This window comes from Sphingomonas sp. OK281 (assembly GCF_900115295.1).
GTDB lineage: Bacteria > Pseudomonadota > Alphaproteobacteria > Sphingomonadales > Sphingomonadaceae > Sphingomonas.
Map to the genome: position 1 here is coordinate 831,812 of NZ_FOVZ01000002.1, position 18,004 is coordinate 849,815.

18 protein-coding genes and 1 pseudogene are annotated in these 18,004 nt (G+C 65.6%); 11 read left to right on the forward strand and 8 right to left on the reverse strand.

The genetic code is table 11. The features are described 5' to 3' along the window. Positions 1 to 52 precede the first annotated feature (52 nt). The 3 genes from lepB to era all read left to right on the forward strand — a co-directional run bounded on the left by lepB (position 53) and on the right by era (position 2,733). A complete protein-coding gene (lepB, locus tag BM244_RS09940; RefSeq protein ID WP_093398737.1) occupies positions 53 to 862 on the forward strand; it encodes a signal peptidase I in 810 nt (269 codons plus the stop codon). After that, positions 859 to 1,521, forward strand: a complete 663-nt coding sequence (gene rnc / locus BM244_RS09945) for a ribonuclease III (RefSeq protein WP_056065532.1) — start codon at positions 859 to 861, stop codon at positions 1,519 to 1,521. The genes lepB and rnc overlap by 4 nt, the downstream gene beginning before the upstream one ends. Positions 1,522 to 1,809: 288 nt before the next feature. Continuing rightward, positions 1,810 to 2,733 (forward strand): GTPase Era, encoded by a 924-nt coding sequence (gene era, locus BM244_RS09950; RefSeq protein ID WP_254784367.1) that lies wholly within the window; start codon positions 1,810 to 1,812, stop codon positions 2,731 to 2,733. A 219-nt stretch (positions 2,734 to 2,952) separates the two neighbouring features. Here era and BM244_RS09955 read toward each other — a convergent pair whose 3' ends face one another. The 3 genes and pseudogenes from BM244_RS09955 to BM244_RS22645 all read right to left on the reverse strand — a co-directional run. Next, a complete protein-coding gene (locus tag BM244_RS09955; protein WP_093398739.1) occupies positions 2,953 to 3,684 on the reverse strand; it encodes an NAD-dependent deacylase in 732 nt (243 codons plus the stop codon). A gap of 42 nt (positions 3,685 to 3,726) precedes the next feature. After that, positions 3,727 to 4,053 carry a hypothetical protein gene (locus BM244_RS09960; RefSeq protein WP_175518153.1) on the reverse strand — a complete coding sequence of 109 codons (327 nt, stop codon included), beginning with the start codon at positions 4,051 to 4,053 and terminating at the stop codon, positions 3,727 to 3,729. A 153-nt stretch (positions 4,054 to 4,206) separates the two neighbouring features. Then, positions 4,207 to 4,317: pseudogene (locus BM244_RS22645) on the reverse strand (NAD-dependent protein deacylase); the annotation flags it as partial. 217 nt (positions 4,318 to 4,534) lie between these two features. Here BM244_RS22645 and BM244_RS09965 point away from each other — a divergent pair. From BM244_RS09965 to BM244_RS09980, 4 genes are all read left to right on the forward strand, one after another. Further along, positions 4,535 to 5,329: a hypothetical protein gene (locus BM244_RS09965; protein WP_175518154.1), complete on the forward strand. Its 795-nt coding sequence runs from the start codon at positions 4,535 to 4,537 to the stop codon at positions 5,327 to 5,329. Between the two features lie 216 nt (positions 5,330 to 5,545). After that, positions 5,546 to 7,063, forward strand: a complete 1,518-nt coding sequence (locus BM244_RS09970; protein ID WP_093398740.1) for a fumarate hydratase — start codon at positions 5,546 to 5,548, stop codon at positions 7,061 to 7,063. A gap of 44 nt (positions 7,064 to 7,107) precedes the next feature. After that, positions 7,108 to 7,734 carry a hypothetical protein gene (locus BM244_RS09975; RefSeq protein ID WP_093398741.1) on the forward strand — a complete coding sequence of 209 codons (627 nt, stop codon included), beginning with the start codon at positions 7,108 to 7,110 and terminating at the stop codon, positions 7,732 to 7,734. A 70-nt stretch (positions 7,735 to 7,804) separates the two neighbouring features. After that, positions 7,805 to 8,290, forward strand: coding sequence for a DUF2501 domain-containing protein (locus BM244_RS09980; protein ID WP_093398742.1), 486 nt, complete (start codon positions 7,805 to 7,807; stop codon positions 8,288 to 8,290). Between the two features lie 683 nt (positions 8,291 to 8,973). Here BM244_RS09980 and BM244_RS09985 read toward each other — a convergent pair. Next, entirely contained in the window at positions 8,974 to 9,555 is a 582-nt protein-coding gene (locus BM244_RS09985) for a hypothetical protein (RefSeq protein WP_254784368.1), read from the reverse strand. Positions 9,556 to 9,667: 112 nt separating this feature from the next. Here BM244_RS09985 and BM244_RS09990 point away from each other — a divergent pair, with 112 nt between their 5' ends. Further along, positions 9,668 to 10,045: a PRC-barrel domain-containing protein gene (locus tag BM244_RS09990; protein WP_093398743.1), complete on the forward strand. Its 378-nt coding sequence runs from the start codon at positions 9,668 to 9,670 to the stop codon at positions 10,043 to 10,045. A 51-nt stretch (positions 10,046 to 10,096) separates the two neighbouring features. On the opposite strand, the gene uvrB is transcribed toward BM244_RS09990, so the two are convergent. After that, positions 10,097 to 12,295: an excinuclease ABC subunit UvrB gene (uvrB, locus tag BM244_RS09995; protein WP_056065553.1), complete on the reverse strand. Its 2,199-nt coding sequence runs from the start codon at positions 12,293 to 12,295 to the stop codon at positions 10,097 to 10,099. 166 nt (positions 12,296 to 12,461) lie between these two features. On the opposite strand from uvrB, the gene BM244_RS10000 reads away from it, so the two are divergent. Then, the gene (locus BM244_RS10000) at positions 12,462 to 13,292 is read left to right on the forward strand and encodes a ferredoxin--NADP reductase (RefSeq protein ID WP_093398744.1); all 831 of its coding nucleotides are present in this window, start codon (positions 12,462 to 12,464) and stop codon (positions 13,290 to 13,292) included. Positions 13,293 to 13,459: 167 nt separating this feature from the next. After that, on the forward strand, positions 13,460 to 13,846 hold the full coding sequence (locus tag BM244_RS10005) for a VOC family protein (RefSeq protein ID WP_056489810.1): 387 nt from the start codon (positions 13,460 to 13,462) through the stop codon (positions 13,844 to 13,846). 291 nt (positions 13,847 to 14,137) lie between these two features. Here BM244_RS10005 and BM244_RS10010 read toward each other — a convergent pair whose 3' ends face one another. Then, positions 14,138 to 15,301, reverse strand: coding sequence for an MBL fold metallo-hydrolase (locus tag BM244_RS10010; RefSeq protein WP_093399088.1), 1,164 nt, complete (start codon positions 15,299 to 15,301; stop codon positions 14,138 to 14,140). 119 nt (positions 15,302 to 15,420) lie between these two features. Between BM244_RS10010 and BM244_RS10015 the strand changes: the two genes are divergently transcribed. Further along, positions 15,421 to 17,001, forward strand: coding sequence for an amidase (locus BM244_RS10015; protein ID WP_093398745.1), 1,581 nt, complete (start codon positions 15,421 to 15,423; stop codon positions 16,999 to 17,001). Positions 17,002 to 17,132: 131 nt separating this feature from the next. Here BM244_RS10015 and BM244_RS10020 read toward each other — a convergent pair whose 3' ends face one another. Both BM244_RS10020 and BM244_RS10025 read right to left on the reverse strand, forming a co-directional pair. Next, on the reverse strand, positions 17,133 to 17,528 hold the full coding sequence (locus BM244_RS10020; RefSeq protein WP_093398746.1) for a DUF4345 domain-containing protein: 396 nt from the start codon (positions 17,526 to 17,528) through the stop codon (positions 17,133 to 17,135). Next, positions 17,525 to 17,983, reverse strand: coding sequence for a DUF2721 domain-containing protein (locus BM244_RS10025; protein WP_093398747.1), 459 nt, complete (start codon positions 17,981 to 17,983; stop codon positions 17,525 to 17,527). The genes BM244_RS10020 and BM244_RS10025 overlap by 4 nt, the downstream gene beginning before the upstream one ends. Positions 17,984 to 18,004: the final 21 nt, after the last annotated feature.

Consider the following 18,004-nt stretch of genomic DNA (forward strand, 5'->3'; position numbering starts at 1 on the left):
CGTATCCCGCTCACGCTTGACGATAGGCGCGGTCTGCGCAAACCCCGCGCACATGGCAAATGACGTTAAGACCAAACCCGTACGTTCCGAAACGAGCGAAACGTTCCGCTTCCTGCTCAAGCTGGCCGTGGTCGTGCTGATCCTGCGCAGCTTCATCTTCGCGCCGTTCAGCATCCCGTCCGAATCGATGCTGCCCCGGCTGCTGATCGGCGACTATCTCTTCGTCTCGAAGTGGAACTACGGCTATTCGCGCTGGTCGCTCCCCGCCGGTATCCCGCTGATCCCCGGCCGCATCTTCGGCAGCACGCCGACGCGCGGCGACGTCGTCGTCTTCCGCGCACCCGAAGTGCTCGACCACGACGTCATCAAGCGCGTCATCGGCCTGCCCGGCGAGACCATCCAGATGCGCCAGGGCACAGTCTACCTCAACGGCAAGGCGATCCCGAAGCTCCGCATCGCCGACTTCACGATCCCGCTGACCGAGAACTTCAACGCCGAGAAATGCGGCGCGCCGTTCGTCGACGTCGTCGCAAACGTCCAGATATGCCGCTACCCTCGCTTCCGCGAAACGCTTCCGGGCGGCCGCAGCTACGAAGTCCTCGACCAGGCCGAACTCCCCGACCGCGACGATACCGGCCTCTACACCATCCCCGCGGGCCACATCTTCGTGATGGGCGACAACCGCGACGACAGCGGCGACAGCCGGTTCCCCGCGCCGCAGGGCATGGGCTACGTCCCGCTCGAGAACGTCGAGGGCAAGGCGGTCGTCAACTTCTTCTCGACCGACGGCAATGCCGAATGGCTGAAGCCGTGGACCTGGGTCAGTGCCGCGCGCTGGAGCCGTATCGGGGAAGGCTTTTGAGCGACCTCGCCGGCTGGCTGAAGACGCTCTTCGGCCGCGCACCGACCAACCTCGCCCCCTATGAGCGCGCCCTCACGCACGGCAGCCAGGCCGCGGCGAACTATGAGCGTCTCGAGTTCCTAGGCGACCGCGTACTCGGCCTGATCATCGCCGAGTGGCTGTACGAACTGTTCGCCACAGACCCCGAGGGTTCGCTGTCGAAGCGCCTGAACGCACTCGTCACCGGCCCGGTCTGCGCCGACGTCGCGCGAGAACTCGGCGTCCGCGCGCACCTCAAACTCGGCAAGCAGGCCCGCGACGACGGCGCCAGCGACAGCGACAACGTGCTCGGCGACGTGATGGAAGCGCTGATCGGCGCTTGGTATCAGGAAGCCGGCCTAGACGCCGCGCGCAAATTCGTCCGCGGCGCCTGGGGCGATCGCGTCCAGGCCGGCGCAAAGGCCCCCCAACACCCCAAGTCCGCCCTCCAGGAATGGGCGGCCGCCCACAACCGTAAGCCCCCCGAATACACCATCGTAGAACGCACCGGCCCCGGCCACGCCCCGAAATTCACGATGCTGGTGTCAGTCGGCAAACTCGCCGAAGCGACTGCAACCGGCTCCAGCAAACAGGAAGCCGAGACCGCCGCCGCCAAGGCGCTGCTGGAGAAGCTCGGCTGAGAAGAATGGTTCACGCGGAGACGCGGAGCCGCGGAGGCGGTGCGGTTGGAACTCCGGACTTGCCCCGAATGCCTCCGAGCTAATCGACGGCGCATGATGGCAGACGGCGCAAGCCCCATGCACACCATCTCCGCGCCTCCGCGCCTCCGCGCCTCCGCGTGAACCATTTCTCCTTCTCGGACTGCGCCCGACGCGCCGGCGAGTGAGGCCGCAATTCGGCGGGAATGACGCGAGGGCGTTTTATCTGTATGACCCGCCTTGAATATCCCGATGCCGAAAAGAGCCTAAGTGACCGAAACTACCACGCCTGAAATCTCCGCCCCCAAGCATTGCGGCCTAGTCGCCATCGTCGGCGCGCCGAACGCGGGCAAGTCGACGCTCGTCAATGCGCTCGTCGGCCAGAAGGTCGCCATCGTCAGCCCCAAGGCGCAGACGACGCGCGCGAAGTTGATGGGCGTCGCGATCGAAGGCGACACGCAGATCCTGCTCGTCGACACTCCCGGCATCTTCGAGCCCAAGCGCCGCTTCGACCGCGCGATGGTCGCCGCCGCCTGGGGAGGCGCGGAAGGCTCCGACATCATCGCGCTGGTGGTCGACGCGAAGGGCGGGATCGGCGGCAAGGTCACGACGATCGTCGAGTCGCTGGTCGGCCGCACCGAGCCGATCTGGCTGATCCTCAACAAGGTCGATCTCGCCGACAAGACCAAGTTGCTGATCCACGCCGAGAAACTGAACGCACTGCTCCCGTTCGCCGAAACGTTCTTCATCAGCGCCGGCACCGGCGACGGCCTCGCCCACTTCAAGACGCAGCTCGCCAAGGCGATGCCGGAAGGTCCGTGGCACTATCCCGAGGACCAGGTCTCCGACTCGACCGAACGCGCACTGGCCTCCGAAGTGACCCGCGAGCAGCTCTATCTCCAGCTCCACGCCGAACTCCCCTATGCGAGCACGATCGAGACCGAGCAGTATATCGAACGCCAGGACGGCAGCCTCGAAATCCACCAGCAGATCCTCGTCGAACGCCCGACGCAGCGCGCGATTGTGCTCGGCAAGGGCGGCGTCCGCATCAAGGAGATCGGCGCCCGCTCCCGCATCGAACTCGCCTCGATCACCGGCAAGCCCGTCCATCTGTACCTGCACGTAAAGGTCAAACCCGGCTGGGACGAAGACCGCGAAGTCTATCGCGACATGGGCCTAGACTGGGTCGACTGACCGTCGTCTAAAAGACTGTTCCCCCGCGAAGGCGGGGGCCCAGACTGGACTCCCGCCTTCGCGGGAGAACAATCTTTCCGCCCTCGGTCAGCACCAACCCGCGCTCACCCCGGCGAAGGCCGGGGCCCAGTTGGGGGACGGTCGTCACGACGGACAGCGCTCCGTTACTCAGGCCTTCCCAACTGGGCCCCGGCCTTCGCCGGGGTGAATGCCAGGTACCTAGCCGAGCACTTCGTCCACCCAGGCCGGCACAAGCACGCCCGCCGCACCGATCCGCGTCTGCTCGAAGAACACGCTCCCCATCGACGGATCGAGGTTCAGCTCCAGCGTCCTTGCCCCGTGATACGCCGCGGTCTGCACGAACCCCGCCGCCGGATACACCGCGCCCGAAGTCCCGATCGACACAAACAGATCGGCCTTAGCCAACGCCGCCTCGATCCGCTCCATCTGGTACGGCATCTCGCCGAAGAACACGATGTCCGGCCGCAACGCCGCCGCCCCACACGCGCCGCACACCGACCCCTCAGGCAACGCCCCCGTCCAAGGCTCACGCCCCCCACAAACGGCGCACAAGGCCGACAACAACTCGCCATGCATATGCAGCATCCGCGTCGCCCCCGCGCGCTCATGCAGGTCGTCGACATTCTGCGTAACGATCAGCAATTCGCCCTCCCAAGCCGCATCCAGCCGCGCCAGCGCGTGGTGCGCGGCGTTAGGCTCGACCTCCGCCAGAGCCGCGCGCCGCAGATCGTAGAACCGGTGCACCAGTTCCGGATCCGCCGCGAGCGCCTCGGGGGTGCACACGTCTTCAACTCTATAACTTTTCGGAACAAGGTCGTTATCGTCCACATCCCAATAGGTTACGCCCGATTTGGAGCGAAATGTGGGGATGCCGGATTCGGCGGAAACGCCCGCTCCGGTCAGGATCACGATGTTATGGATATCGCTCATGGGCGTTGAATACGCTGGCGGCGGAATGTCTGAAAGTGGTGGTTAGCTGCCGTTCGCAACCACGGTCGCCTCGCCAACGAACCGACCTTCCCACAGATAGAAGCGGCCCGCTTTCTCGATGGCCGCTACCGCCTCTTGGGGCGATAAAAACACAAAACCCAAGCGTCGGCACTCGCCGGGTTCAAGCGCTTGGTCGCGCAGTAGCGGGAGTGCGTCAAAGCCCAATAGCGGTTCGACATCCGACACCATCACCGGACAGCCCCAACCCGGCGCGGCGGGAGCTGCCCTGCCGCCGTCCGCCGTTTCATACATCCTGACGTCCGCCACGATCTCAGGAGCGGCCTCACGCTGAATGTCTACCCTGCTCATCACCGCAGATTGAGACGCTTGGCGAATGTCCGCAAGTGGGCGAAAACGGACATTCGAAAATGTGGGAAGGGCATCGGCTGTTTACCGCTTCGAAGTGCCACTAACCTACTGATTCAGGGCATATTTCCGTATAAATGGGGAAGGGCATGTCTTCTCGACACGGTGCCCCTCCCACAAGCCGCCCGGCCCGCGGAACGTCGCGATCCCGCTTTCCGGCGCGATGCCCGCGCCCGTCAGGACGACGATGTTTCTGATATCCTGCATCGGCACATTCTAGGCGGGGCAGCGCCGCGCGGAAAGCCGAAGTCGGCCTGCCGCCGCCGAAATGGCCTTCCGGTCGCCCGCACGCCCTGTCCATGCGATGCGACCGATTGTCCCTTCCGGCGTTGACGTACATCGACCATATCATCATGGCCGTCTGCGAACCGATCGCCGGTGCCGTCTCGGCGCTACGCTTTGATATTGTGAAGGATTTACTGCGATGTTGACGAAAAAGCTGATGCTGCTGGGCGGCGTGATCGCGGTCCTCGGCGGCTGTGGTCAGACGACTTCGACGGACTCGAATACCACGACCGCGAACATCGCCATGGGCAACACCAGCGCCGCGGCGAGCGCGACCCCGGCGGTCAACCGCGTGCGCGGCGTGATCACCGCGATCGGCACGGATGCGCTGACCGTCCAGACCTATGACGGCAAGTCGGCCACCGTGCCGCTCGACGCCAACACCAAGTTCGCCTGGGTGGTGAAGTCCGACCTGTCGACGCTCAAGGACGGCGACTTCATCGGCACCGCGACGACCGGCCCCGACGACGCCCTGCGCGCGGTCGAACTGGTGATCTTCCCCGAGGCGATGCGCGGCACGGGCGAGGGTCATTATCCCTGGGACGTCCCCGGCGCGGTCGCGGCTGCGGGCGGCGGCACGAACGGCTCCAGCGCGATGACCAACGGCACCGTCGACGGGCAGAGCGCGATGACCAACGGCAACGTCGATGGCCAGAGCGCGATGACGAACGGCACGGTCGCGCAGCAGAGCGGCATGACCAACGGCACCGTTACCGGCGGCGCAGGCAAGCCCGGCGAGACCAAGCTGAGCATCTCGTACAAGGGCGGCAAGGCACAGGTCGTCGTTCCCGTCGGCACGCCGATCGTCCGGTTCGAGCCGGCCGAGCGCACCGTCCTCGCCAAGGGCCAGAAGCTGTTCGCGATCGTCTCGACCGACTCCAAGGGCGCCAAGTCGGTCGCCGTCGGCAAGGACGGCCTTACCCCGCCGATGTAATCGCACAACGCTCTGTAATGATTGGGAAAGGTCGGGGTGGCGGTGAAGCCATCCCGGCCTTTTCCGTTTGGTGGCATCGGATACCCGAGGGCGCGTTGGTGTGACCTTATCGTAACCTTTGGCCGTTTGCGCCCCGATCACCGCAACGGCCCCGTCTTCAAAAATTGCACGATCGCCGCTAAGACGTCTGCAAACCTGTATCCGTAAAGGCGCTGCATGACCGTCATCACCGAAGCCGACCTGATCGAAAGCGTCGCCGACGCACTCCAGTTCATCAGCTACTACCACCCGATGGATTACATCCGCGCACTGGGCGTCGCGTACGAGGCCGAGCAGAGCCCCGCCGCCAAGGATGCGATCGCGCAGATCCTGACTAACAGCCGGATGTGCGCCGAGGGCCACCGCCCGATCTGCCAGGACACGGGGATCGTCACGATCTTCGTCAAATGGGGCCAGGATTGCCGCCTCGACTCGACCCGCTCCTTGCAGGAGGTCGTCGATGAGGGCGTGCGGAAAGCCTATCTCAACCCCGAGAACAAGCTGCGCGCGTCGATCCTCGCCGATCCCGCCTTCACCCGCCGCAACACCAAAGACAACACGCCGAGCGTGATGCATGTCGAGATGGTGCCCGGCAACACCGTCTCGATCGACGTCGCGGCGAAGGGTGGCGGCAGCGAGAACAAGTCGAAGTTCAAGATGATGAACCCATCCGACTCGATCGTCGACTGGGTGCTCGAGATGATCCCGCAGATGGGCGCCGGCTGGTGCCCGCCCGGCATGCTCGGGATCGGCATCGGCGGCACCGCCGAGAAGTCGATGATCCTCGCCAAGCAGTCGCTGATGGGTTCGATCGACATGGCGCAGTTGAAGGTGCGCGGGCCGAAAAACGACATCGAGGCGCTGCGGATCGAGATCTACGACAAGGTCAATGCGCTCGGTATCGGCGCGCAGGGCTTGGGCGGGCTGTCGACCATCCTCGACGTCAAGATCTTCGACTGGCCGACGCATGCCGCGTCGAAGCCGGTGGCGATGATCCCGAACTGCGCCGCCACCCGCCACGCGCATTTCGTGCTCGACGGCTCGGGCCCGGTATATCTGGAGGCGCCGAAGCTGGAGGAATGGCCCGACGTCAACTGGACGCCCGACAAGGCCGCGATCCGCGTCGATCTCGACACGCTGACGCCCGAAGTCGTGCAGACCTGGAAGCACGGCGACCGCCTGCTGCTCAACGGCAAGATGCTGACCGGGCGCGACGCGGCGCACAAGCGCATCAAGGACATGCTCGATGCGGGCGAGCCGCTGCCGGTCGATTTCAAGGGTCGCGTGATTTACTATGTCGGCCCGGTCGATCCGGTCGGCGAGGAAGTCGTCGGACCTGCGGGCCCCACCACGGCGACGCGGATGGACAAGTTCACGCGGATGATGCTCGACCAGGGCCTGCTGGCGATGGTCGGCAAGGCGGAGCGCGGGGGCGATGCGACCAAGGCGATCGCGGAGGCCAAGTCCGCGTATCTGATGGCGGTCGGCGGGGCTGCATATCTCGTGGCGCGCGCGATCAAGGGCTCGAAGGTAGTCGGCTTCGCCGATCTTGGCATGGAAGCGATCTACGAATTCGAGGTCGCCGACTTCCCGGTGACCGTCGCGGTCGATTCCGCGGGCGAGAACGTCCACCAGCTTGCACCGCTGGTGTGGCGCGAGAAGATCGCGCGCGAAGGCTTGCTGACGCCGGCCTGACGACGCGCGCAGGCAGAAGGGGGCGGGGGCCCGTCCGGTGGGTCGTGGCCTTCCTCCTTCTGCTTGCCGTCGCGGTCGTCCACGCGCCGCAGTTGCTCGCGTTTCCGTATAAGCAGCACGTCGGCACCGTCACCGTCTATGCCGAGCGTCCGATCGATCCGCGGATTGCCGGCGAACTGGCGCGCGCGGAAGGGTTGCTGCGCGCCAGTCCGATCTACACCGGCCCGCTCGATCGGTCGCTGTTCCTGACGGACGGTGGCTGGCGGTGGCGCCTTTTGGCGATCCAGTCGCCGGGCGCCTTTGCATTCCGCCGGCCCTTCAGTTCGGCGATCGTTTTCAACCGCAGCGATGTCCCCGCGGATCGCGTGACGAACGGTCGTGCGATCGGTGGTACCCGGACGCTGTCCGGCGTGATCGCGCACGAGACGACGCACATCATGATCGCCAACGATCTTGGCGGAGTGCGCAGCGCTATGCTCCCGACCTGGCAGCAGGAGGAGTATGCGGATCATGTCGCGGGCGAGAGCAGCCTGACGGACGCGAAGGCCGCCCGCCTTCGACAGACCGATCCGGTCGCGCCGGCACTGGTATATTACGATGCCCGCCGACGGGTCGCGGCGGCGTTGGGCGCCAAGCGCGGATCGGTCGACGCGTTCTTCGCGGGCGGCTGAACGAAGGCGAGCCCGGAACGCACCCCGGCCAGTCCTGTTTGTATTGCGACCTCATCGGAGCACGCTCATCATGCCCAAGACCGCAATCGCCCTCGTCGCAGCCTTTGCCCTCGCGACCACGGCCTCGGCCCAGACCACCGCGCCGGAGTCGGCGTCGACTCAGGGTGGCCTGGGCAGCCTCGGGGGACTCGGCGGTCTGCTAGGAGGCGCATTGCCGAACGTCGGATCGATCGGCGCGGGTAATGCTGCCGGGTTGCTCAGCTATTGCTTGAAGAACAATCTGCTCGGGCAAGGCGGTGCACTTGGCGCCTTAACCGGCGGGCGGAATGCAGCGTCACGAGCGGGCAGCGCGAAGGCTCCGGCCACCGGCGCGCAGTCGATCCTTCAGCGTCTGACCGGGCGACAGGGTGTGCATACTTCGCCGGGCTATGCCGCGGGACAGGAAGGCGAAGTGCAGGCGCCGAACGGCCAAGCGTTTTCACTCGACGACCTCGGCGGGCAGGTGAAGACGCGGATGTGCAGCATCGTCCTCAACCGGGCGAAGTCGTTCCTGTAGGACGGCGGTCTTGGGCAACCGCCGCCTCCACCGGGCAAAGCGCAGCGTGTGTACCTGAACCAGCATGTTTCCCCGCGAAGGCGGGGATCCAGACTTGGCTCCCGCCTTCGCGGGAAATCAAGGACGTGCGCTGCCCCTTCGATCTGTCACGGACGGCGGCGTGCCAAACGTCCCGGAATCTCTAGATAGTTTCGGCCACACAATGCCGCAAAACTTAACCGATCAAGTACGTAGCGGTGGAGTCTGGCATTGGCCTCACATTAGGCAGCGCGGGCCGGGCAATGGGTTTGCCCCCGAGCGCGGCATGCCAACACACCCTGTAGTTCCCACAAACGAAAAGAGGCTGTCGGATCGTCTCACGACGAACCGACAGCCTCCTGACATGGTCAGCGGCCGGAGAGCTCCAGCCCGGAGGACCATGCGTACCGCCTATCCTATGGACCACGTGTTGACTGGGAGAGGATACTCCCCACGCGGACCGGCGGACTTAGCGGTGCGTCCCCCGAACGAACCGAACCGAACTCACTGCTGAACCATGAGACATCGGATCACCTCCTTTCGCTTGTTGAAACAACGCGGCCAAGCCTGACCGCAACGCCAATGTGTGCCGACCGCGGCTGCGATACAAGCCTTGTTTTACGGAAGTTTTCGGGCAACCCTGTGCGGCTGCCGGTTCGTCGAAATTAGCCGCGGCAATCCTCGGTGACGCGTTCGATCTCGGCCCAGGCGGGGACGACGAGCGGTGGCAGTCCGGCCTGCTGGACGACGAACCGCCCGCGACTGAACCCCATCGCCTCCAGCAACGAATCGTTCGGCATCAGCGCAGCCGCGACATAGGGCGGCGTGCCTCCGGTCCGCTGTACGGACACGGCGCGCGTAACGCTCGACGTGCGGATTGTCAGCGGCGTCGGCGTACTGCCCGCGCGCGACAGATAGACCTGGCGCGCCGCCGTGTCGCAGCGCACCGTCAGCGAGGCATCGGCATTGGCCGGCCCGAACAACGCGATCGAACCGCGCGCATCGCGGCGATACACCCACGTCCCCGGCGAATACGGCCAGTCGCGCCAGTCGGCAGCAATCGGTGCCGGACGCGGTGCCGGAGCAGCGGCCGGGGCCATAATGCGCGGCGGGGGCGGCGCTTTGGCCCGCGGTGGCGGCACGCAGCCCGCGATCGACGCGAGCGTCGCCAGACCGGCAAGCCGCGCGAGGACGAGGGGGCTGGCAAGCGATCGCAAGCCGACGAGGGAAGGGGACGGAGTGCGCATCGCACTGCTATGCGGCACGCCCGGCGGCCGCTCAAGTACGACGAAGAGCGTCAGGCGGGAACCGCCGCACGGTGATACCGGTTCAACGACGGAAGAAATCAGGAGAATGTCCATGTCCGATACCGCCGCCCAGACGCCCACCCAGCTGCTCGTCCAGTCGAACATCTCCGGCACGATGAAGGTCGAGAGCCGCGACGGGGACAATGTCGGCTCGGTCCACGCGTTCATGGTCCACAAGGGCACCGGCCGCGTCACGCACGCCGTCCTCAGCCTCGGCGGCTTCCTTGGCATGGGCAAGAGCTTCTACCCGCTGCCGTATGCGCTCCTCCAGTTCGACGCCGTCCGCGACCTCTACGTCGTCACGATCGACAAGCGCGTCCTCGAAGGCGGCCCGAGCTGGGCAAACAACGCACCCGTCTTCGACCAGGCCTATGCCGACCGCGTCGCCAGCTATTACGGGTCGAACAGCGAAGACCTCGTCGTCGGCTAAGCTCAATTTCGACCGGTGCGGGTAAGTTGCCCGCACCGGTGACGTCCGCGATCACCGCGATCGCGAACCGCCCATCCGCATTTTCTGGCTCTTGCCGTAACGCGTTTTGCGCGTGCCGGGCTTGCCCTCGTTGGACCGCCCCATGACCGGCGCCTTTTGCTGGTCGACCGGCAGGCCGAGTTCCTCGTTCTCCAACTGGCGGATTTCGTCGCGCAGTCGCCCGGCGGTCTCGAACTCCAGATCGCTCGCCGCCTTGCGCATCTGCTTCTCGAGGTCCTCGATATACGCGCGCAGGTTGTGGCCGACCATGTGCGGGCGATCCTCGTCGATCGGGATTGTCACCTGATCCTGGCTCGCGACGTGCGCGATGATATCGCCGATGTTGCGGCGGATCGTCGTCGGGGTGATGCCGTGCTCGGTGTTGTACGCGACCTGTTTCTCGCGGCGGCGCGAGGTCTCGTTCATCGCGCGCTCCATCGATCCGGTGACGCGATCGGCGTACAGGATCACGCGGCCGTCGACGTTGCGCGCGGCGCGACCGATCGTCTGGATTAGCGAAGTCTCGGAGCGCAGGAAGCCCTCCTTGTCCGCATCGAGGATCGCGACCAGCCCGCATTCGGGAATATCGAGCCCCTCGCGCAACAGGTTGATGCCGATCAGCACGTCGTACACGCCGAGCCGCAGGTCGCGGATCAGCTCGATGCGCTCCAGCGTCTCGACGTCGCTGTGCATGTAGCGGACCTTGATCCCCGCCTCGTGCATGTATTCGGTCAGGTCCTCTGCCATCCGCTTGGTCAGCGTCGTGACCAGCGTGCGATAGCCAAGCGCCGTCGTCTTGCCGACCTCGACGATCAGGTCCTGGACCTGTTCCTCGACCGGCTTGATCTCGACCGGCGGATCGATCAGCCCGGTCGGGCGGATGACCTGTTCGGCGAACACGCCGCCGGTTTGCTCCATCTCCCAGCTGCCGGGAGTCGCCGAGACATAGGTCGTCGGCGGCCGCATCGCGTCCCATTCGTTGAAGCGCAACGGCCGGTTGTCGATCGCCGACGGCAGACGGAAGCCGTATTCGGCGAGCGTCAGTTTGCGACGGTGATCGCCGCGCGACATGCCGTTGATCTGGCCGATCGTAACGTGGCTCTCGTCGACGAACAGCAGCGCGTTGTCGGGGAGATATTCGAACAAAGTGGGTGGCGGTTCGCCGGGCATGCGGCCGGTCAGGAAGCGGCTGTAATTCTCGATCCCCGCGCAGGACCCGGTCGCCGCGATCATCTCGAGATCGAAGTTGGTGCGCTGTTCGAGCCGCTGCGCCTCCAGCAGCTTGCCCTCCAGCACCAGCTCCTTCAGCCGCTCTGCCAGTTCATGCTTGATCGCCTCGCCCGCCTGCTTGAGCGTCGGGCCGGGCGTCACGTAATGCGAGTTCGCATAGACGCGCACCGAGTTCAGCGACGCGACCTTCTTGCCGGTCAGCGGATCGAACTCGATGATCTCCTCGATATCGTCGCCGAAGAACGAGATGCGCCATGCGCTGTCCTCGTAATGCGACGGGAAGATTTCGAGCGTGTCGCCCTTCACGCGGAAATTGCCGCGCTGGAACGCGGCGTCGTTGCGCTTGTACTGGAGCGCGACGAGCTTTCGCACGATCTCGCGCTGGTCGACCGTCGTGCCCTTCTTGAGGTCGAAGATCATCGCCGAATAGGTCTCGACCGAGCCGATGCCGTACAGGCACGACACCGACGCGACGATGATCACGTCGTCGCGTTCGAGCAGCGCGCGGGTGGCGGAATGCCGCATCCGGTCGATCGACTCGTTGGTCGACGATTCCTTCTCGATGTACGTATCCGACCGCGCGACATACGCTTCGGGCTGGTAATAATCGTAATAGCTGACGAAATATTCGACCGCGTTGTCGGGGAAGAACGACTTCATCTCACCGTACAGCTGTGCGGCCAGGATCTTGTTCGGCGCGAGGATCAGCGCGGGGCGCTGGACTCGGTTGATGACGCTGGCCATCGTGAAGGTCTTGCCCGAGCCGGTGACGCCGAGCAGCACCTGATCCTTCTCGCCGTCGCCGATCGCGGAGACGAGTTCGGCGATCGCGGTCGGCTGGTCGCCCGCGGGTTCGTACTCGCTGACGAGGTTGAACCGCTTTCCGCCCTCGACCTTGTCGGGGCGCGCGGTCGGGCGGTGCGGGACGAAGCTTTCGCCGGTTTCGGGCTCGGCGAGGCTGGTGCGGATCTGAATGGCCATCAAGGGGGAATATGGGGAACATACGGTGAGTCGGCAACGGCCACGGGACCTGTTTGGGCGATGCCAAGTTTAGCTGTTGTTGACCCGTCCGGCTCGCGCCCATAATGCGACCGTTTCGCAAGCCATCGATCCGCCAGCGCCCGCGCGCAGGCCAAGGAATAGACGCATGACCGCCCCGACCGTCGAAGCAACCCGCGCGCCCGCGCTGATCCCCGAGACCCCCGCGTTCCTCAACGCCAAGGTTCTGTGGGTGCGTCACTGGAACGAACATCTGTTCAGCTTCGCGATCGAGCGGCCCTCGACCTTCCGCTTCCGCTCGGGCGAGTTCGTAATGATCGGTTTGCCCCAGGAAGGCGGCAAGCCGATCATGCGCGCCTATTCGATCGCGTCCCCGCATTATTCGGAAGAGCTCGAGTTCCTGTCGATCAAGGTCGAGGATGGCCCGCTGACCTCGAAGCTCCAGCTGATCCAGCCCGGCGACGAAGTGTATCTCGGCAAGAAGCCGACGGGTACGCTGGTGCTCGACGCGCTGCTGCCGGGGAAGCGGTTGTTCATGTTCTCGACCGGTACCGGCCTCGCGCCGTTCCTCAGCCTGATGCGCGATCCCGACGTCTATGCGGCCTACGAGCAGGTGATCGTCGTGCACAGCGTGCGCCGCGTGAGTGATCTCGCCTATCACGACGAGATGGCCGGGCTGCTGGCGGAGGACCCGCTGATCGCCGACGAGGCGCAGACGCAGTTCCACTACATCCCGACCGTGACCCGCGAGCCGTTCCGCACCACGCGGCGGATCGGTGCGCTGATCGAGGATGCGTCGCTGTTCGGCCACCCGGTCCGCGGTGAGCAGAAGCTCAACCCCGAGACCGACCGCGCGATGCTGTGCGGCTCGACCGAGATGATCAAGGAGTTCGCGGTGATGCTCGAGGGGCAGGGCTTCGAGGAGGGCGCGAATTCGAAGCCGGGTACGTTCGTGATCGAGCGCGCTTTCGTCGGCTGATGGCGTTGAGCTTTGGGTTCCCCCGCGAAGGCGGGGGCCCAGGGATTACATCACCGTCGCATGCCGGGAGGGTTCGGCCCTGTTCCCCCGCCTTCGCGGGGGAACAGCTAGTTGCGTCCCCCGCGTAACCCGCCGATATCGCTCCTTATTCATAAGAGGAGAGACCCATGATCGGTTACGCGACGCTCGGCACCAACGACATCGACTCGGCGCTGGCGTTCTACGACGCGCTATTCGCGACGGTCGGCGGCAAGCGCCTCATGCAGATGCCCGACGCCCGCCAGTTGACCTTCTACGGCGCGGGCCCCGACAAGCCGATGCTGGTGATCGGCAAGCCCTATGACGGCGCGGCCGCGACCGCGGGCAACGGCACGATGGTCGCGCTAGCGGCGGATTCGCGCGAGCAGGTCGACCAGGTCTACGCCAAGGCGATCGAACTCGGCGGCGCGGACGAAGGCGCCGCCGGCACGCGTGGACCCGAGGAAATGGGCTTCTACGGCGCGTATTTCCGCGATCCGGACGGCAACAAGCTTTGCGTGTTCAAGATGGGGTGAGGTGCGGGCTGTGTTCGGCGCCTATCGCGTCCGAGCGGGTACACCTCCCCGGCGAAGGCCGGGGCCCAGTTGGGTAACGTCGCTAACTTAACGCGGTCTTCCGTTACTGCGACCTTTCCAACTGGGCCCCGGCCTTCGCCGGGGTGGTCGGATGGGAGGCCGGCGTTACTCTTCTTTCTCGTTGTTCTCCCGCGAAGGCGGGAGCCCAGTCTGGGTCCCCGCCTTCGCGGGGAAACAGGCTTACTTGGTCGCAGGGGATACGCGCCGAACAACTCCGGGGTGACGGAAGAATTAACGGAGTGCGCGAACCTGCGGCGTATCGAGACACTGCAACAAGGCCGCCCGAGCCATCGGCGTTACCGTCACCGGCTTTACATACCCCGCAACCGCCACCGGCCGCCCAATCGCCACCGGCGCGAACCCAGTCTGCCCCGTACACCGCATCGCCGCCGCCAGTAGTTTCGGCGGCGTATCATACCCTTCGAACGACAGCCGGAACGTACCCCAGTGGATCGGGATCGCGTGCGCCGCGCCCAGTCGGCGATAGACCTCGACCGCATCGACCGGTCCGATATGGCTGCCCGACTCCATCTGCCCATCGACGAACCGGAAGGCTCCAATCGGGATCAGCGCCAGCCGGATCGGTCCCAACGTTGCCGCTTCGCGCGGCCATTGGCCGTCGCCCATCCCGGTATCGCCCGCAAAGAACACATTCCCGCCCGGCAGCGTGACGACGAAGCTCGACCACAAAGCGCGGTTGCGATCGGTGAACCAGCGGCTGCCCCAATGATGGTTGCGCGTCACGGTGACCGCGACGCCGGGCCTGATCGCCACCCGCTGACCCCAGTCGAGCGCGGTCGCCTGCGCGCCGGTCTGGCCGATCACGCTGTCGTTGCCCAAGCTCGTGACGATCCGCGGCCGATCTCGCTCCCACAGCCGCTTCAGCGTCGCCTTGTCGAGATGATCGTAGTGATTGTGGCTGACCAACACGAGGTCGATCCTGGGCAGCGCATCGAACGCGATCCCCGGCTCGGCGACACGACGCGGGCCCGTGCCCAGCGGCCCGGCCTTCTCCGCCCAGACCGGATCGGTGAGGATGTTCAGCCCCTGCGTCTGGATCAGCACGCTGGCATGACCGACCCAGGTCACGACCATCCGCTCGCCCTCAACGCGGGCGGGCGGCGCGACGCGGTTCACCGCGACCGTCTTCGGCCACGCGGGGCGGCCATCGCTGCCGGTGAAATAGCGCCAGAAGAAGCTCGCGCGACCACCGCCTGCGGGCTGGATCTGCTGCGTGTCGGCGTCGTTGTCGGGGTTGGCGAAGTGCGCACCATCGAAATGGCCGGTCGCCGGTCCGCGGTAATAGATGCGGTCGAGGAAGCGCGGCACGATCGTCACCGCCAAGGCGACGACCACGATCGCCAGCAGCACGACGCCCCCGACGATCTTCAACACCAGACGCACGCCATTCCCCTATCCGTTGCTGATCCGTAACGCATCGTCTCGCGCATCGTTCAGACCGCTTGGCGCGGGAGCGCAACCCCGATAGCTTCCCGACAAAGGGGATTCAGAAAATGCGTAAGGTTATCATCGGGCTATTGCTCGCAACCGCCGTTCCAGCCGTCGCGAGCGCAAAGACGGTCGCGGTCGAGGAACAGTCGATCGACCAGCTCCAGGCGGCGATGACCGCGGGTAAAGCAAGCAGCGTCGATCTCGTCCGCGCCTATCTCGCGCGGATCGCGGCGATGGATCGTAAGGGGCCGACTCTCCGTGCCGTCATCGCGCTCAACCCCGACGCGCTGGCGCAGGCCAAGGCGCTCGATGCCGAACGCAAGGCGGGGCGCGTCCGTGGTCCGCTCCACGGCGTGCCGGTGCTGATCAAGGACAATGTCGAGACCGCGGATGCGATGCCGACCACTGCGGGCAGCCTCGCGCTGAAGGATAATCTCACGCGTCGGGACGCACCCGTCGTGGCGCAACTCCGCGCTGCGGGCGCGGTGATCCTCGGGAAGACCAACCTCAGCGAATGGGCGAACATCCGCTCGACCCGGTCGATGAGCGGCTGGAGCGCGGTTGGTGGCCTAGTCAAGAACCCCTATGCGCTCGACCGTACCGCGTGCGGATCGTCGAGCGGCTCGGGCGCAGCGATCGCGGCGAGCTTCGCGGCGGCGGCGATCGGGACGGAGACCGACGGCTCGGTGGTGTGTCCGTCGTCGCTCAACGGACTGGTCGGGTTGAAGCCGACGTTGGGCCTCGTGAGCCGCACGCATGTCGTGCCGATCAGCCACAGCCAGGATACGCCGGGGCCCATGGCGCGCAGCGTCCGCGATGTCGCGACGCTGTTCTCGGCGATGATCGCGGCCGATCCTGCCGATGCCGCGACCGCGGGGGCAGGGGCTTACAAGCGCGACTATGCGGCCGGGCTGTCGACCAGCGCGCTGTCGGGCCTGCGCGTCGGCGTGATTCGGCCTGAGATGACCGCCGACCTTGCCGCGAAATACCAGACGGCGCTCGACGTACTGAAGGCCGCGGGCGCGGTGCTGGTCGAGGTGAAGCAGCCCAAGCTGGAAGGGCTTGGCGAGGCCGAACTGCTCGTTCTCCAGACCGAATTGAAGGCTGACTTGGACACCTATCTCGCCACCACGCCGGGGGCGGTCAGCACGCGGACGCTAGATCAGGTCATCGCGTTCAACACGGCCAACGCGGCGACAGAAATGCCCTTCTTCGCGCAGGAGACGTTCGAGGCTGCGGCGAAGACCAAGGGTCTGGGCGACCTGGCCTACAAGGTGGCACGAGCGAAATCGCTGCGGCTGGCGGGCGCGGGGGGGATCGACGCGATGCTCAAGGCGGCGGGCGCTACCGTACTGGTCGAGCCGACCTACGGCCCCGCGTGGCTGAGCGAGCCTGTGTACGGCGATCAATATGGCGGGCCGAGTTCGAGCGGGCTGCCGGCGATCGCGGGCTACCCGAACCTCACCGTGCCGATGGGGCTGGTTCGTGGCCTGCCGGTCGGCCTGTCGTTCATCGCGACCGCGTATGGCGATGCGGAAGTGCTCGGCGCCGGGTATGCCTATGAGCAAACCGCGGAGGCCCGCGTGGCGCCACGGTATCTGCCAACCGCCGCCGTAGGACCCGGTATGGAGGCTGCGCGCTGACCTGACGATCCTCCCCCGCCAGGGAGGGGGGCACTGCAGGTGACGGAGGGGGAGGATACGGAGAACTGCTGTTTCGTATCCGCCCCCTCCGTCTGGCAAGCGCCAGTCACCCCCCGCGCGGGGGAGGATCGTCAGGCGCGCGCCGCCCGCTTGGCAAAACTCCACTGCCACAGCATCAGCAACGGCACGACCACCGTCTCCATCACCAGCCCGAGCACATGTCCCTGCGACGGCACCCCAACCGCCAGCAGCGAAATCCCGCGCGAAAGCCCGCCAACGACGATCAACCCGCCGAGCAGCCGGAACCGCGGTCCCTTCCTCTCGATATCCGGAATACAGCTTAGAAAGCCCAGCCCGGTCGCGAAAAAGATCCCCGAGATATAGCGAAAATGGCTATCCAGATCGCGCGGCACGTCACTCAGATGACCGAAAGGCGCAGGGCCATGCAACACACCCTGTCCGCCTACGATCAGTGGCAACAGGCATGCGACCGCGACGACCGCCTGCAACACGCGTTTCTCGATCACGACAGGTCCTTCAGCAATTCCGGTCTGATGCGGAACGCGCGCAACGACATCCTGACCTCGAAAATGAACGAGACCAGCGCTGCGATCAGCAGGATCATCGCCAGGATGAAGCACAAGGCGACCGCCGTACCGAAATGTAGCTTGGCAAGCTCGGCGATGAACAGCAGCGCGATCAGCACACAGGTCATGATCGCACTCGACACCGCTAGGAACAGCGCCGCGTTGATGATCGTCATCCGCCGGTCGAGCAACCGCAACTCCCAGCCGTAGCGAGTCCGATCGGCCGCCGAGAAATTGGGGTGCAACTGCTCCAATTTTCGCGCTCGGTCGATGACACGCGACAGGCGTCCCGCCAGCACGTTGAGCAACTGGCCGATGCCCGCGAGCATGAAGACCGGGGCCAGCGAGAGCTGGATCGTCTGGGCGATGGTCGAGATGGCGGGGATGATCGGCATGATCCTACCATGATGGGGAAT